The following is a 15,368-nucleotide window of genomic DNA, read 5'->3' on the forward strand; positions in this document are numbered from 1 at the left end:
GACGAGCGGGTACGGTGGAGTACTCGTCACTGTTCCGCATGGTGCGTGTCGAGTTCGTATCGACGCGTAGCACGGGCGTAGGTGTCCGGGTCACTGGAACTGCGTCGTCAGGGAGTGTCGCGAACGGTGAGAACCGGCACCGGTGCGTTCCGAACGATCTCCTCGGCGACGCTGCCCGAGATCAGGTGGTCGAGCCCGGATCGACCCGCCGTCCCGACGATGACCATATCGACCGGGTTCGTCTCCGCGAAGTCGACGACCTGTTCCTGCGGAACGCCGTGACGGATGTCCGTCGTGACGTCGACGCCCTCACGCTCCGCCGTCTCCGTTGCGCGTTCGGCGGCCGAAGCGGCCTCGTCCTCCGGATCGGACCGCAACCGGTCCTGTTTCTCCGCGGCATGGGGGCCGTCCTCGGAGACCGACAGGACGTGGAGCGTCGCGTCGAGTTCCCGCGCGAGTTCGACGGCGTGATCGGTCGCTCGATGGGCGCCGTCGCTGCCGTCCGTCGCGAGCAGTAGGTCCTGATACATGGTTTGTCTCCCGTTCGGGAGACCGGGGGATAGGTTTCGGACTTGCCGTTGCCTGCCGGGTTCCGTTCGACGGCCGCTCGGACGCGACTACCCGGGCGGGCCGTCGCTCCGGCGTAGACGGAGACAAACGATCCGTCGAACGATACCGCTTCGACTCAGAAGACGCCGAACACGTCGAGCACGACGACCGCGAGATAGAGCTGCCCGACTCCGGCGACGATCATCACCGCCCCCGCAACGCGCTTTAGGAGTCCAGTATAGGCCGCGAGTTGGCCGGCACTCGCGACGAGTCCCATCCCCGTCGCGACGGTCAACGAAACCATGAGGGCCACGAAACTGCCCACGTACGTTCCGAGGAGCACCGCCGCCTCAGTCGTCGGCAGCGACAGTGCCCGGGTGACCACACCGATGAATATCGGCGCGACACATCCTGCCGCCGCCAGCGCGTAGCCGACCCCGAAGATCGCGAACCCGAGCACGCTCGAGCGCCGCTTGGGGAGCGTGATCGACAGCGTCGGCGCTCGCTCGAGGACGACCAACAGACCGAACGCGATCAGGACGAGTCCGGCGACGACTTCGAACCACTTGATCGACGACAGCGTCGCGTGACCGACCCAGAACGTCGCCCCAAGCAGGGCGCTGAACGTGACGAGGACCCCGAGACCGGCGATCAGTCCCCGACTCAAGGCACCGCCGAGCGACGCCCGCTCGCCGTCGGTCTGACTGACGTAGAAGCCGACATAGCCCGGCAAAAGCGGGAACGAACACGGAGAGAAGAAGGTCCCGATTCCGGAGATCAGCCCGAACGAGAGGGTCATGACGAGCGTCGAGTCGACCATCCTATTCGGCCTCGTTCGCTGATTCGCTCGCCTCGAGTGCGCGTTCGATACCGGCGACGAGTTCGTCCGCGGTCTTGATCCCGGTTTCGGACCATCGAACCGTCCCCGTCGCGTCGATCGACACGGCGGACGGGTAGGGCGTTCCCCAGTATCGGGACGTGAGTTCCGCAGTCGGATCGAGACCGATCGTCCAGTTGCCGTCGTGTTCCGCCCACCAGTCCCTGAGTTCGGTATCGCTGATCGATTCGGTCGTCACGGACAGGAAGACGACCTCGTCGCCGACGCGCTCGTGTGCCGTCGCGAGTGCGTCCATCTGTTTGATACAGGGAGAACACCACGTCGCAAAGAAGTCGACGAACGTCGGCCGATCCGGCGTCGGAACGCGGACGGTACCGGCCTCGCTACCCGGGGCGTCGACGGTCTCGATTTCGTAGGGGTCGTGTTGTTTCCCCACGATACCGGACGAGTCGTCGCCATCGTCCTCCTGCTCGGTGACGGTGGCCGGAGACGGGACCCCGAACGCAGCGACCGCACCGCCGCCGGCAATCACGCCCGCACTGCCGAGTCCAGCGAGGAGGTCGCGGCGACGCATCGCTACTCGTCCACCCCCACGACCGTTCTCGTGTCGTCGACCATCACCTGCGTGTTGACCGCGTCGCGCTGAGTCGCCGCTTTCGGATACGCCCGCTCGACGATGCCGCGCTCGTTGACGAGTTGGACGAGCGCCGAGTGCGTGAACGTGTATCCGCTGCCGGCGTCCGCCGACTCGTTGTCCGATGTGGCGGTCGACTCACCGTCGTCTCGTCTGAGCGGCAGCCCGAACGTCTCCTCGAGCATCGTCTTGGCCGTCTCGTTGTCTTCCGGTCGAAGGAAGTGCCAGTGTCCCGCATCGACATCGATGCCCATTCGCTCGCCGTGCGTGCGAAGGGCGTCGGCCGTATCGCGATCGGGATCGAACGTAAACGCGAGCAACGCGAGATCGTCCTCGTAACCGCTCTCGAGGGCGTCCGCCTGTATCCGACGGAGGTGCTGGAGCAGTTGCTGGCACATCCCGTCGGGACAGGACGCATAGAAGTACGTGATGACGAACGGGCGTTCGTCGATGACGTCCTCGAGCGACAGCGTCTCGTCGGCGAGCGGGTCGCGAATGGAAAATTCCGGAAAGTCGTCGCCGTGAATCGGATACGAGGGGTCTCCGCGTTGCTGTTCTGGCGGATCGAGCACGGTATCGCTCGTTCCGCCACCGAGCGTCTCACCGAGACAACCGGCAACGCTTGCGAGTCCCGCGATTCCGACCGTGCCGAGATATGTCCGCCGGTCCATATCTGACTCGAGGGAACGCCCGATCAAAGGTTCATTGGTTCGGTTCACGAAGACCGAACGTTCATCGAGGGGAAAAGCGAGAGGCGTGGGGCGGCTGTCGGCGGTCCGGGTACGGACTGCGCATCTCGCGGAGCGTTCGATCGGTAAGGGCGTTCGAACGGCAAACCAACAGGCGTTTTATCGGCGGCGGCGAAGGGCCGCCTAATGAATCGTCGGGGCTTTCTCCGCGGAACAGCCACGATCGGAACCGTCGGAATCGCCGGCTGTCTCGAGGGACTGGGGTTCGAAGAAGAGTCCGCGTGGGCGAACCCGCCGCTCGTCGAGAACCGTCCCGACGCCGTCTACCTCCCGTCCTCGCGCGAGGAGATGCGAACCTACGGAATGGCGGCCGACGGCGACTACGCCGTTGCACTTTCCTATACCTTTCCACACCGGTTCTGGACCGTCGAGGCGACCAGCGACGGGAAGCAACGCGTCGAGGTCGAAACGGACGATACCCTCCATCTCATGACCACTCTCTGGGATCGCGAAACCAAAACCGTCCTACCGGTGGACATGCGAGTCGAGCTCCTGCAGGACGGCTCGCCGGTCGACGCGGGCATCTCGTCGCCGTGGCCGATGCTCTCCCAGCGGATGGGCTTTCACTACGGCGACAACGTCGGGCTGCCCGGCGAAGGCGAGTATACGGCCCGCATCCGGGCGGGTCCCGTCGCGCTCGAGCGAACCGGCGCGTTCGAGGGACGACTGGACACCGCGGCCTCGCTCGAGGTCGACTTCGAGTACGCCCGGTCCGACATCAACGAACTCTCGTTCGAGACGCTCGACGAGAGCAAGTGGGGCACCCGTGATGCCTTGTCGCTGATGGACCACGGCGACGGCAGCGGTTCACACGGCGGTGATCTCGGCCCGCCGCCGACGGGCCAGGAGCCGCGGATCGCGGACATCCCCGGTGACTCGCTCGGGACCCAGCGCAGCGGCGACGCGGCGATCACCGCGTTCGTGACCGATGCCGACCGGTTCACCGACGGCGGCTCCTACCTGGCGGTCTGCCCGAGAACGCCGTACAACGACATTATCCTCCCGCTTACCGCTTTGTCCGCTACCGTCGAACGCGACGGTGAGGTCGTCCGTGAGGAGGGGCTCGTGGAAACGCTCGACGGCGAGCTCGGCCATCACTACGGGCTCGAACTCGACGAACTCGTGGCGGGCGATCGGGTGACGATTACCGTCGATTCGCCCCCGCAGGTGTCCCGTCACGACGGCTACGAGACGGCGTTTTTCGAGTTCGACGAGATCACGTACACGATCTAACGGTTCGGACGCTGTCCGGCCTGAGAAGCGAGACGGTCGTGGGACCCGATCGCCGATTTCGGGCCGGAAAGAACGGCTTTCGGAGTGGAAACAGTCCCTCCAATCGAGTCGAACCGACGGACGGGCAACCGATGGAACCGTCGTATCAGCTCCGGTCGTTTCGCGACGTAAATCACCCTCTACGGCGATCTGCCGGCCGGAAGGAAGCGACAGCGGTCGCGTACGACTCCGATAACTATCGGAGAGCGTCGACTACGCTCGAGCGATGTCCCGGACAGGTCATGCGGAGATGCGGATCGGCTGCCCGGAATGCGAGACGACGGTCAGCGCCACCGTTCCGCCGGGACCGGGTATCCATCCGGAGAGCGATTCGAACCCGCTCCGGGGGACGGAGACCCGGTGTCGGAACTGCGGTCACGAACTCGAACTCTACTACTACTGAGGCCGACCGCGACTGCCGAAATCGATGTCGAGTGCCGAACTGACTGGCATCGAGTGCCGAAGCCGACTGCCGAACCGTCCTTGGCTTCGTCACATCCTCGACTCCGTTCCTCCCTCGACTGTTCCTCATCTCCACCTTGGCTATTATCTTCCGTACTACACCCACACCGGGTTTCCGGTGAAATGTCGGCGCGTTGCGATTGGCGCGTGCTCCTCGACGGCCGGTCCGCGTCAGCGGTGGCGGACGGCTACGACTCGTCGGTTTCGACGAGCACCGTCCGGACGACGTCCGGGTCCTCGAGCAACTGGTGTTCCGTGTAGCTCCCCTCCGCGCTCCCGCCGCTCCGACGGGTCTGCTCTAGAATGTCGAGGAACGCGTGTTCTTTCAGCAGGTCGCGAACCCGCCGGAGCGAGAGGGGATCGGAACGCTCCTGGCGGCAGATCTCCTCGTAGACGTCATAGATCTTCGTCGTTCGGAACCCGTCCTCGTCGGCCGCATTGAGCGAGAGGACGGCGAGGGCCTGCAGGACGTACCGGGAGTGGGGCGTCGATCCGCGGATGAGTTCCCGGAACCGATCGGTTTCGGCCCGCTCGCGCGCCTGCACGACGAACTCCTCCCGAACCGTCTCCTTGCCCTTCGACTGGGCGATTTCCCCGGCGTATCGGAGGATATCGATCGCCTTCCGCGCGTCGCCGTGTTCGCGGGCTGCAAGGGCTGCGGCCCGCGGAATGACTGACGGCTCGAGGACGCCGTCCTTGAACGCATCGCTGCGGGCCTGCATGATGTCTCGAAGCTGGTTCGCGTCGTACGGCGGGAAGACGAACTCGCGTTCACAGAGGCTCGACTTGACTCGCTCGTCCAGTCGGTCCTTGTACTTGATCTTGTTACTGATCCCGATGACGCCGATCTTGCACGACTCGAGTTTGCCGGCCTCGCCCGCACGCGAGAGTTGCATGAGGATATCGTCGTCGTCGAGTTTGTCGACTTCGTCGAGGATCACGAGGACGACATCGTACTGGGTGTCAAGCACCGTCCAGAGGCGCTTGTAGTACGTCGAGGTGCTGAGCCCCTTGTCCGGGATTCTGATGTCGGTGATCGCCGGCTCGTTCAGCGAGTGGGCGATCGTCTGGACGGCCTGCGTCTCCGTGTTGTCCTGTGCACAATCAACGTAGGCGAACGCGGAGGTGACGTCTTCGTCCCCCGCGACGCGGACGGCCCGTTCCGAGATGTACTTCGCACAGAGGGACTTGCCCGTCCCCGTCTTCCCGTAGATAAGGAGGTTGCTCGGACTTTGTCCGAAAATCGCGGGGTTGACCGCGTTCGCGAGTTCCGAAATCTCGTCGTCTCGACCGACGATCCGGCCTTCCGCTGGGAGATGATTGATCTCGAGGAGTTCCTTGTTCTCGAAGATCGGGTCGTCGCGTGTAAACAGGTCGTCGCCGGAACTCGACATAGTCGAACACCGTGTTTCCGGTGAAATAGCCCTTCCGTTTGCCACCGGCGACTCGAGCGGCGAACTCGATCCGGTGACACAGTCCAGTAAACCGGGTCGTGTGACGGCTGTGGACCGGTAGTGTGGCGACTGCAGGTTCGACGTGCCGGTCAGACCCGTTTCGTTCGTCAAAACGAGGCGTGCAAGATCGACTGCGAACACACACCGTGTTTCCGGTGAAACGGGAGAAAGGCGTGGGCCGTGTCCAGTTGAAACGGAGGTTTCGACACGTCGGAAATCCGTTATCCGAGGTTATCCGCGCGGAAATCACCGGAATCGACGGGCAATCCCGACCGACACCAGTGACGGAAGCGAGCGTCGTCTCGCCGCTCGCCTTCTTCGATCACGGGCAAAGGAAAGCCCGATCCACTTGGCGAACTTTTCTCAGATTTCCCATTTATATATTTCTATAGAGCGGGCGCAGAGCGAGAGAAGGATTGTCAGTTTGCAGTGAGATATTGTAAGGATATTGTAAGTTGGATACTGTACTGATCCGGGTCGATAATCCAACAGAACCGAACGGGTCCCTTTCCGAGCAGTTTCACCGGAAATCCGGTGTGTGTCCGAACGAGGGTCGGCGGCCGTCGCTGGCTATGGCCGGTCCCGTACTCGAACTCGGTCGGAGGTCGCGTCTCGCCTGGTGTCGCCCTCTTTTGTTGCTGTTGCCACGCTGTCGTCGCCACACGCTGTCGTCCCACGTCCGTCTCTGTTTGTCCTTTAACTACGGTGACGATTGCCGATCGAACGCGGGTACAGCCCCGAATCGGTCGGTCTGAGCCAGCCACGGATCGGAGTTCTCGAGTTCATCATCCCGGTCGACATCGGTCCGCAACCCGACGTCGTTTCACCGGAAACACGGTGTGGGTGAGAGCAGTTCGCACTGCTTTGATCCGCCCAGCCGGACCTGATATTCCATAAACATCGCCGGTCGGTAAATTCACCGGAAATCCGGTGTGCCGACGCCTCGGACTTCGATCGGAGTCGCCGAGAGCCGTTCACCGGAAACGCGGTGTGTGCCCCCGTCCCGGCCCCAGCCTCGTATCTCCGGCGACCGATCGGATTTCACCGGAAACACGGTGTCCCCGTTCGACGCGGCCGAGCCATCGACCGACTCGAGCGGAACTCAGCGGCCGCTTTCCCAGCCTCGCGGCGTGTCGTTCAGTCGCTCGGCACCGTCGTCGGTCACGACGACGAGATCCTCGATTCTGACGCCGAACTGCCCATCGAGGTAGATCCCCGGTTCGACGCTGAAGACCATGCCGGGCTCGAGTTCGCGGTCGTTGCCGGCGACGATGTAGGGCGGTTCGTGGACCTCGAGCCCGACGCCGTGACCGGTTCGATGGACGAAGGCGTCGCCGTAGCCGGCCGCTTCGATGACCGACCGGGCGGCGCGATCGATCGCACCGGCTTCGACGCCGGGTTCGACGGCGTCGATCGCGGCTTCCTGTGCCTCCCTGACGGTGTCGTGGACGTGCTCGTATGTCGCAGGGGGGTCGCCGACGACGATCGTTCGCGTTTGATCGCCCGGATACCGGCCCGTTCCGCCCTCGAGATCGGCCGCGACGAACGCGCCGAAATCCAGGACGATCGGGTCGCCGGCCTCGATCGGCCGCGAGCCGCTGTGGTGGTGTGGCCGGGCTCCGTTCGGGCCGGCGGCGACGATCGTTTCGAAGGCGGGCTCCTCGCCCCCGTGGGCGGCGAGCAGGCGGTCGATCTCCGCCGCCAGTTCCGATTCGGTCGTCCCGACGAGGTCGTCGCCGCGGTCGCGGATCTCGAGCGAGACCCGATCCGCGATCGCGCCGGCCCGCCGGAGCGCGTCGAGTTCGACGTCGTCTTTCCGGATTCGCAGCGGCTCGAGGACGGTACTGGCGAGCCCGAACTCGGCGTCCGGACACAGTTCCCGGAGGTCCTGGGTGAACGTCGCCCACAGTCGATCGTCGACGAGGACGGTCGCCGGGTCGGAGCCGCCGAGGCGATACCCCTCGAGCACGGTCGCGACCTCCTCGAGCGGGTCGTCAGCGTCGGTCCACGGCCGCAGCTGCAGGGCCGGGATCGGAAGGTCGGAGAGTTGGTCCTCGTACATCGCCGGCGCGACGAGGGCGGGATCGCCGTGCTCGGGAACGAACAGCAAGAGGTGTCGCTCGGACGGCGTCTCCTCGAAACCGGTCAGATAGGTCAGATTCGGACTCGGGAAGCAGACGGCCAGGTCGGCCTCCGCATCCTCGAGTCGGCGCTGACTGGCCGCGATCCGGCGCTCGAACGGGGGTTGCATGGGCGGGGCTTCGCTCGAGCGAGAAATCAACGTTTGGTTCTGGCGACATCGGCGGTGAGGTGTCGTCGGCTCCCGGCTGCCACCACGCACTGGTCGCTTCGCCAGCGGGGTGCGTCGCTCGCGTCTCGGCCAGTTGGGTGTGTCCCGTTTCCATCACCGCGGTGCAGCACACGCCCCGCGTCCCGGCACGTCCGGGATCGGTCTCGAGCGGCGACTGTTCCGGTGGTCGAACAGTCGGGACGCCGCGAGTGCTAACGGGAACGTATTAACCCCCTGGCGATCGCAAGCGGCGAAGCAACCCGTCGGGATGCTGTGGTATTTCAGCGAATGCGAGTTCCCGAGCGGTTGTCGTCGACGACTGTACGAAATCGACAGCGAGGGGCCGACGGTCGCGGCCGAACGGACGAGGAGTCCGCGTCCGACGGCCCCAGCTGTCCCGGTTCGCTGATCGTTGTTTCGAACCGGCAACCGTATCGTCACGAGTACCGAGACGAAGACGCCACCGCGCCGTCGGACGACGGCGCGACGAGCCCCGACGGAACGGGACCCCCGCGGACGGGAACGGACGGCGGTGGCCGTTCCGCGGCCGAGACGCAATCGATCACGGTCGACGAGCCGACAGGCGGTCTAACCGCGGGTCTCGATCCCGTCATGCAACGAACCGACGGGACCTGGATCGCCTGGGGCGACGGCGACGCTGACTTCGACGTGACCGACGAGCGGAACTGCGTGGCCGTCCCGCCGGATGAGGGGGCCTATACGCTCCGCCGGCTGGACCTCTCGGATGAAGCCGTCGACTCCTACTACTACGGGTTCAGTAATCGCGTGCTCTGGCCGCTCTGTCACGGCTTTCCCGACCTGATCGAGAACCGGCCGACCGACTTCGACTGGTACCGGACGGTCAACGAGCGCTTCGCCGAGGCGGTGGCCGACCACGCGACGGACGAGTCCGTCGTCTGGATGCAGGACTACCACCTCGCGCTCGCGCCGCGGATGATTCGGAACTCGGTGCCCGCCGGGGCGACCGTCGCGCACTTCTGGCACATCCCGTGGCCGTCGCCGGCGACGTTCCGGCAGTGCCCCGCCGCCGGCCGCGTTCTCGAGGGGGTGCTGGGCAACGACCTGATCGGCTTCCACGTCGATCAGTACGCCGAGCAGTTCCTGCACTGCGTCGATCGCTTCCTCCCGACCGCGACCGTCGACCACTCCCATGGAACGGTTCGCTACGACGGGCAAACGACTCGCGTCGTGGCGACGCCGATGGGCGTCGATGCCGACGCGTACGAGCGGGACGCCCGGGCGGACGATCCCGACCGGCTTTCGGACCTACTCGAGGAGTACGGGATTCCCCAGGGGACGACGATCGGGCTGGGGCTGGACCGGCTCGACTACACGAAAGGTATTCCCGAACGGCTGGCGGCCCTCGAGCGACTCCTCGAGCGGAATCCGGAGTGGCGCGGCGCGTTTACTTTCGTCCAGAAGGCGACACCCTCCCGGACCGACATCGAAACCTACGAGCGATACGGCGAACTCGTCCGCGGCGAGGTCCGGCGGATCAACCGCCGCTTCGAAACCGACGGCTGGCGACCGATCGTCTACACCGAGGACGTGCTGTCCCAGGCGGACATCTGCGCGCTCTACCGCCGCGCGGACGTGATGGTGGTCAGTCCGCTGATCGACGGCATGAACCTCGTCGCACAGGAGTACGTCGCCGCGAGCGTCGACGGCGACGACGCGCTGGTGCTGAGCGATCGGACCGGGGCGCACGAACGTCTTGGGTCGCACGCGCTGACGATCGATCCGACCGATATCGACGGGTTCGCGGCGCAACTCGAGCACGCGCTCTCGATGTCGTCGTACGAACGGCGACGGCGGATGAACACGCTCCGCCAGCGCGTGTTCGACGGCGACCTCGAGTCGTGGATGGCGACTCAGTTCGACTGGATCAGGCGGGTACACGGCGATCGTGGGCGCAGCGAAACGAACACCGACACCGACTCCGATTCCCGGGAACGGACGCCGCCGGTGTAGCGATGACTGCGACCGAGACAACGCCACGGCCGCTCTGGGAACGGTTGTCGCGGGTCCGGGCGACGCTCGCGGACGCCGCTGGACTGCTGGTCTGTCTGGATTTCGACGGGACGCTCGCGCCGATCGTCGACGATCCGGATGCGGCGGTCCCGACCGAGTCGAATCAACGGGCAGTGACCGCGCTCGCGGAGACACCGGGCGTGACGACGGCGGTCGTCAGCGGGCGCGCACTGACGGACGTCCGCGAGCGGATCGACGGACCGACGATCTACGCCGGCAATCACGGACTGGAACTCGCTCGAAACGGGTCGGTCGCCGTCCATCCAGTTGCACGCAAACGTGCGATACGAGTCGAGCGACTCTGTGCGATGCTCGAGACCGTGCTGGTGTCCGTGCCGAACTGTCGGGTCGAGAACAAGCGCCTGACCGGAACGGTCCATCTCAGATCCGTTCCGGCGGCCGCCGAGACGACCGTCCGGCGGATCACCCACGATCTCGTCGACCGCTTCGGCGGTGACGTCCTCGAGATTTCGACCGGGAAACGAATCCTCGAGATCGGACCCGATTTGCCGTGGGGCAAGGGCAACGCGGTCGAGTTGATCGCCGCCGCCGAGCCCCCCGGAACGGCCGTCGTCTACATCGGAGACGACGTTACCGACGAATCGGCGTTCCGTGCCGTCGAACCGGACGGAATCGGCATCCGAGTCGGCGACGACGCGCCCTCGAGTGCGTCCTATCGGGTCGCGTCACCCGCCGATGTCGCGTCGTTTCTCTCGTGGCTCGAAACGATCCAGAACGAACGCGGCAACCGAGTACGGCGACGAGGGCCCGAATCGGCTCTCGAGAGCGACTCGTGGTCACGCACGGATCACGAGGAAAACGGGAACGGCTAGAGTGGGGCGGGTGGGAGCCGAGTATGGGCAAATCGGGACCGAGTCCGGTATGGGGGAGCGGCGTACCGGGACTCTGCTCGGTCCGGCACTGACGGTCGGGGAACCGTCCGCGATCGCTCGGCCCACCCACCGGGATCGTATGTACGCCCACTACTTAAGGTTGCTGATGGGAATAACCAACAGAAACAACTCGTCTCGAGCCGAAAGTATTAGTTACCACTGGAAATATAGTCCGGTACGAGAGTGAACGAGAGTGAAACTCCGCCAACCAACTGATTTCCTGATTCTCGAGGCGCTCGAGGACAAGGGACGAAACGTCGCAACGAACCTGGCTGCACACACGGGAAAGAGCCGAAAGAACATCAACACCAGACTGCCGGTGCTCGAGGATTACGGGCTCGTCCGGAAGATCGGTCCCGCCGAGCGATCCGGTCTCTACGAGATCTCCTCGACGGGGAAGGCGGCGCTGGTGTACCGAGACCAGTACGACGAAGTCGACGACTTCGAGGCGCTCATCGACGGGCCAAACGCCGCCGCGGACCAGAACGGAGAGTCCCAGGCCAGTTTCGCCCGCGGTGAGAACGACGACGAAACCGACGAATAACCGCACGGCCGTTCGATCGCGCCGTCGGCCGTTCGGTATCGGCCGTAGTGGCAACTATCCGGTCGCGATCGGGTCTCGATCCGTTCCGACGGCGTCCGAGAAGAGTCCGCCGTCGTACGTCGCGAGTTCGCGGCGGGCACACGCCGAGAAAGCGAAGCTGAGCCGTTTCTCGAGTCCGTCCGACATCGGCGGCATCGCCGACCCGCAACGGGCACGATCGGCCCGGTACGACGGGTCCCACGCGTAGCTACTGAGCATCGGCGTCGCGATCACGGCTTCGCCGTCGCGGATCGCCACGCCGTGTTCGTGGTCCAACCCGAGTGCGTGTCCGATCTCGTGAACGAGGACCTGCATCGTTCGCGTCGGTGCCGTGTTCGGGACGATCCACCGCGTGCCGTCGATGAGCGACGCGTCGAACGGCTCGAGGTCGGCGATGTGTCGTGCCCCGCCGACGGATGCAATGTGTGGGACCCCGTATCCGGTCGGTGCTTCCCCCATCCGTCCGTCGGTCACCAGCAAGTTGACGTCCGCCACCGGCTCGAGATCGCGTCGGCCGAGTCCACCCGCCACGACGGCCTTCGGCCACTCTCCGCGGGTCATGAGCCGGGCGGCATTCTCGGTCGAGACCGCGACGGTCCCGCCGAAAGAGAGGTCGACCGTCCAGTGCTCGAGAGAGCGGATCGCCGCGAGGTACTCGCGGATGCGGTCGGTGACTCCCTCGTAGGTCGCGGCCCGCTCCGAGAGCCAGATCCGAACGGAGAGCGTTTCGGGTGGCTCGCGCGACGCCTCCGACAGCGCCCCAAGCGAAACCATCGAGCCGAGCGCTCCGAGGACCACGCGACGCGTCATTCGTGTCATCGTACTGCTGGACTCCCGTTGCGGGTGGACATCGACGGACTACCCCTCGTGTCCGGTTACACCGCTTCGCTCACCGTCGGCCAGCGGTGTGCGCGGTGCCGTTACGGACGGCCCCGCTCGAGTATCGACGACTCGAGCGCGGTCGTCGGCGACGCGAATTTCGACGCCGGCGGGCAATTCGGCGGGCTCGATCCCCGCGAGCAAGAGCAACGCCCCGTCCCGGGTTTCGACCAGCACCTTCTCGGGAGCCTGCTGTCGCAGACAGAGCGTCCACGCGCCGGTTCGAAGTCGCCGTTCGATCTGCCAGTCGGTGACGTACCGCCCGTCGGTTCCTTCGAAGAGAGTGTCAACGGGTGGCACGAACACGCCCCTCCGCCACTCGCAGGGTGGCACGCAGCTCCGGTTTCCGAACGGTCGTCGTCATTTCCTTCGATCGATGCGCTCCCGACCGGATCGGTGCTGGGGTTCATATGGCACGCTTTAAAGAAAACGTGACTATCAGACGAACCCGAATGCCACGCCGAAATCGAACGGATCGGCTACGGCTGGCCGAGGGTGGAGTCGTTATGGGACGACGGAGCCCGCTTTCGACGGCCGGCGACGGCGACCGCTCCCCCGCGTTAGTTGTGGCCGCCGTTCTCGAAGAACTCCCCGAGAATCGCTTTGAGTCCCTTTCGAAGGTGCTGGTGCATCGTCGGCGGTGAGATGTCCATCGCCTCCGCGATCTCTTCACCGGTGCTTTCGCGGGGCCAGTCGAAGAACCCGCCGTAGTACGCGAGGCGCAACGTCGTGAGCTGCCGATCGGTGAGTCGATCGAGGATTCGGTTTCGGCGCTGGGCCGCCGTCCGGACCGGCCGATCGACTTCGCGTCTGGCGACGAGTTCGGTGTTTTCGTAGATGACGGTCAGTGCCTCCGCGATTTCGCGGACATCGGCGTCCTGGGAGACCTCGACGAGACAGGTCCCGACCCCCGACTCGACCGTCACGTCTCGGATCGTCGCCCCATGGTTCGCGAGCGTCCGGACTCCGGATTTGGCCAACTGCATCTCGAGCGTACAGCTTTCCTCGCCGTCGTGAATGAGTCGACACCGCTCGATGGACTCGTGGTCGCGCGCCTTTTCGAGGACCGTCTCGCCGTCCAGTCCGTCGACCGTCACGTACTGGAAGGTCCGTCCGTTGGCCGTGGTGCCGGCCCACTCGAGCGAGCAGGTGCAGTCGTACGCTTCGGAGAGGTCAAACGAGAACGTCTCGCCGCCGTCGATCCGGAACTCGAGTTCGACGACGGTGTCGGAAAAGAGCAGTTGACGGTTCTTCACCGCCATGATGGTAAAGCCGATCGTCTCGCCGAGCAGCCTGAACCCGGCCCGCTCGCGCTCGCTGAAGGCGTCGTCTCGGCTTGCGAGGACGGTGAGCACGCCGTAGGTCGCGTCCTCGTGGGTGATCGGGACGGCGATCGCGGATCTGACGTCGTCCTCGCGGGCGGCCTCCTGAAGCGGTTCGGGGACCGTCCCGCCCTCGTGGATCCGGTTCGTCGTTCGAATCTCACCGGTCTGGACCGCCCGCGTGACCGGCCGCTCCTGATCGACCGTGAGATCCCGGACGCCGTCGAGATAGGTCTCCGCCTCCCCAGCCCCGGTCCGATAGGACAGCCGCCCGTCGCCGGCCCGTTCGGCGATCCACGACCCGCAATAGAGGTCGGAATCGACGAGTTGCTCGCAAACCTCGCGTTCGATGGCATCCCGGGCCGGTGCCTCGACGAGCGTTTCGATCACCTGCCGGACGACCGCGTTGATCCGGTTGAGCGTCTCGAGTTGGTCCTGTCGCGATCGGAGTTGCCGTTCGCGCTGTACCCGCTCGGTGATATCCCGGGCCAGCCAGACGACGGCGCGTCGTCCCTGAATTCGCTGGTCGATCGGGACGACGCGGGCCTCGAACCGGCGGGGACCTTCGGTCGTCTCCGCGTCGTACTCGACCGACTGGACGTCGTCCGTTCGGATCGCCCGATCGATACAGTCCTGTAGCTTCGTGGCGACCTGAGCGGGGAAGGCATCCTCGAGTTGGGACCCCGGAAGGTCGTCGGCCGCCGTCGAGTACAGGTCGGCCGAATCGGGCCGGGCCTTCGCCTCGAGATAGGTGCCGTTCTCGCCGATGACGAACGCTTCGTCGGGCAACTCGTTTGCGAGGATGCGGTGATATCGGCCGTCGTCGGCCGACGGCGACTGGGGCTGGGACCGGATCGTCGCGACGATTCGATCGATCGGGTCCTCGTCGCCGGCCGTCGGCACGTAGTCGGTCGCGTCGGCCCTGAGAGCGACGGTCGCGAGCCGCTCGCTTCCCTTTGGGGGCGCGACGATCGTCGGGACGGTCGCCATCCGAGCGTGAACGCGCTGCAGAATCGTCTGTATTTCGCCGGGACAGTCGAGTTCGAGGACGACACCGCTCGGGACGGTCGCCGCCGTTTCACCGTCCGCGTCGGGCGGATCGGTAGCGTCCGTCCCCAAGCTGTCCTCGAGGTCCCCTGTCGCGGGGAGCGTTCGAACCTCGTGGTCGGTTGTCCGCTCGAGTCGCGAGCGGAGTTCGCTTGTCTGTTCTCGAACGTCCGTTACGACGATGATCGGCCCGGATCGATGTGTAGCGGTCATCCTATCTCCTCCCTGTCCCGCATGAACGCGGACGGATTCAGCCAACGAGACTCTATTCTAGCAAGACATGTTGTGGAATAAAAGCTTACTGGTCGTTTCGTGCCCGTTCGGCGAGTCCCGGCGTGATTTCG

Annotated in this window: 14 protein-coding genes; 5 read left to right on the plus strand and 9 right to left on the minus strand. The window is 65.2% G+C overall.

Features of this window, described 5'->3' with window-relative positions:
* Window positions 1-107: 107 nt before the first annotated feature.
* The 4 genes from ALTAJ2_RS07630 to ALTAJ2_RS07645 all read right to left on the minus strand — a co-directional run bounded on the left by ALTAJ2_RS07630 (window position 108) and on the right by ALTAJ2_RS07645 (window position 2,692).
* Window positions 108-530: a universal stress protein gene (locus tag ALTAJ2_RS07630; RefSeq protein ID WP_007109210.1), complete on the minus strand. Its 423-nt coding sequence runs from the start codon at window positions 528-530 to the stop codon at window positions 108-110.
* 155 nt (window positions 531-685) lie between these two features.
* Window positions 686-1,369, minus strand: coding sequence for a cytochrome c biogenesis CcdA family protein (locus ALTAJ2_RS07635; RefSeq protein WP_007109209.1), 684 nt, complete (start codon window positions 1,367-1,369; stop codon window positions 686-688).
* 1 nt (window position 1,370) lies between these two features.
* Window positions 1,371-1,961: a TlpA family protein disulfide reductase gene (locus ALTAJ2_RS07640; RefSeq protein ID WP_007109208.1), complete on the minus strand. Its 591-nt coding sequence runs from the start codon at window positions 1,959-1,961 to the stop codon at window positions 1,371-1,373.
* Window positions 1,962-1,963: 2 nt separating this feature from the next.
* Window positions 1,964-2,692: an SCO family protein gene (locus ALTAJ2_RS07645; protein ID WP_007109207.1), complete on the minus strand. Its 729-nt coding sequence runs from the start codon at window positions 2,690-2,692 to the stop codon at window positions 1,964-1,966.
* Between the two features lie 204 nt (window positions 2,693-2,896).
* On the opposite strand from ALTAJ2_RS07645, the gene ALTAJ2_RS07650 reads away from it, so the two are divergent.
* Entirely contained in the window at window positions 2,897-4,003 is a 1,107-nt protein-coding gene (locus ALTAJ2_RS07650; protein WP_007109206.1) for a DUF7350 domain-containing protein, read from the plus strand.
* Window positions 4,004-4,268: 265 nt separating this feature from the next.
* Window positions 4,269-4,445, plus strand: coding sequence for a hypothetical protein (locus ALTAJ2_RS19425; protein ID WP_160163689.1), 177 nt, complete (start codon window positions 4,269-4,271; stop codon window positions 4,443-4,445).
* 247 nt (window positions 4,446-4,692) lie between these two features.
* On the opposite strand, the gene ALTAJ2_RS07655 is transcribed toward ALTAJ2_RS19425, so the two are convergent.
* Together ALTAJ2_RS07655 and ALTAJ2_RS07660 are read right to left on the minus strand one after the other, a co-directional pair.
* The gene (locus tag ALTAJ2_RS07655; RefSeq protein ID WP_007109204.1) at window positions 4,693-5,898 is read right to left on the minus strand and encodes an orc1/cdc6 family replication initiation protein; all 1,206 of its coding nucleotides are present in this window, start codon (window positions 5,896-5,898) and stop codon (window positions 4,693-4,695) included.
* Between the two features lie 1,162 nt (window positions 5,899-7,060).
* The gene (locus tag ALTAJ2_RS07660; RefSeq protein ID WP_007109202.1) at window positions 7,061-8,209 is read right to left on the minus strand and encodes a M24 family metallopeptidase; all 1,149 of its coding nucleotides are present in this window, start codon (window positions 8,207-8,209) and stop codon (window positions 7,061-7,063) included.
* A gap of 327 nt (window positions 8,210-8,536) precedes the next feature.
* On the opposite strand from ALTAJ2_RS07660, the gene ALTAJ2_RS07665 reads away from it, so the two are divergent.
* The 3 genes from ALTAJ2_RS07665 (at window position 8,537) to ALTAJ2_RS07675 (ending at window position 11,737) form a co-directional block, all read left to right on the plus strand.
* Window positions 8,537-10,240: an alpha,alpha-trehalose-phosphate synthase (UDP-forming) gene (locus tag ALTAJ2_RS07665; protein WP_007109201.1), complete on the plus strand. Its 1,704-nt coding sequence runs from the start codon at window positions 8,537-8,539 to the stop codon at window positions 10,238-10,240.
* Window positions 10,241-10,242: 2 nt separating this feature from the next.
* Window positions 10,243-11,133, plus strand: a complete 891-nt coding sequence (otsB, locus tag ALTAJ2_RS07670; RefSeq protein WP_007109200.1) for a trehalose-phosphatase — start codon at window positions 10,243-10,245, stop codon at window positions 11,131-11,133.
* Window positions 11,134-11,386: 253 nt separating this feature from the next.
* Window positions 11,387-11,737 (plus strand): winged helix-turn-helix domain-containing protein, encoded by a 351-nt coding sequence (locus ALTAJ2_RS07675; RefSeq protein WP_007109199.1) that lies wholly within the window; start codon window positions 11,387-11,389, stop codon window positions 11,735-11,737.
* A gap of 54 nt (window positions 11,738-11,791) precedes the next feature.
* On the opposite strand, the gene ALTAJ2_RS07680 is transcribed toward ALTAJ2_RS07675, so the two are convergent.
* The 3 genes from ALTAJ2_RS07680 to ALTAJ2_RS07690 all read right to left on the minus strand — a co-directional run bounded on the left by ALTAJ2_RS07680 (window position 11,792) and on the right by ALTAJ2_RS07690 (window position 15,237).
* Complete coding sequence (locus ALTAJ2_RS07680; RefSeq protein ID WP_007109198.1) at window positions 11,792-12,586, minus strand: hypothetical protein; 795 nt, start codon at window positions 12,584-12,586, stop codon at window positions 11,792-11,794.
* A 48-nt stretch (window positions 12,587-12,634) separates the two neighbouring features.
* A complete protein-coding gene (locus ALTAJ2_RS07685) occupies window positions 12,635-12,961 on the minus strand; it encodes a hypothetical protein (RefSeq protein WP_007109197.1) in 327 nt (108 codons plus the stop codon).
* A 254-nt stretch (window positions 12,962-13,215) separates the two neighbouring features.
* The gene (locus ALTAJ2_RS07690; RefSeq protein WP_007109196.1) at window positions 13,216-15,237 is read right to left on the minus strand and encodes a bacterio-opsin activator domain-containing protein; all 2,022 of its coding nucleotides are present in this window, start codon (window positions 15,235-15,237) and stop codon (window positions 13,216-13,218) included.
* Between the last annotated feature and the right edge of the window lie 131 nt (window positions 15,238-15,368).

It is taken from the genome of Natrinema altunense, assembly GCF_000731985.1.
In the GTDB taxonomy this organism is placed as follows: domain Archaea; phylum Halobacteriota; class Halobacteria; order Halobacteriales; family Natrialbaceae; genus Natrinema; species Natrinema altunense.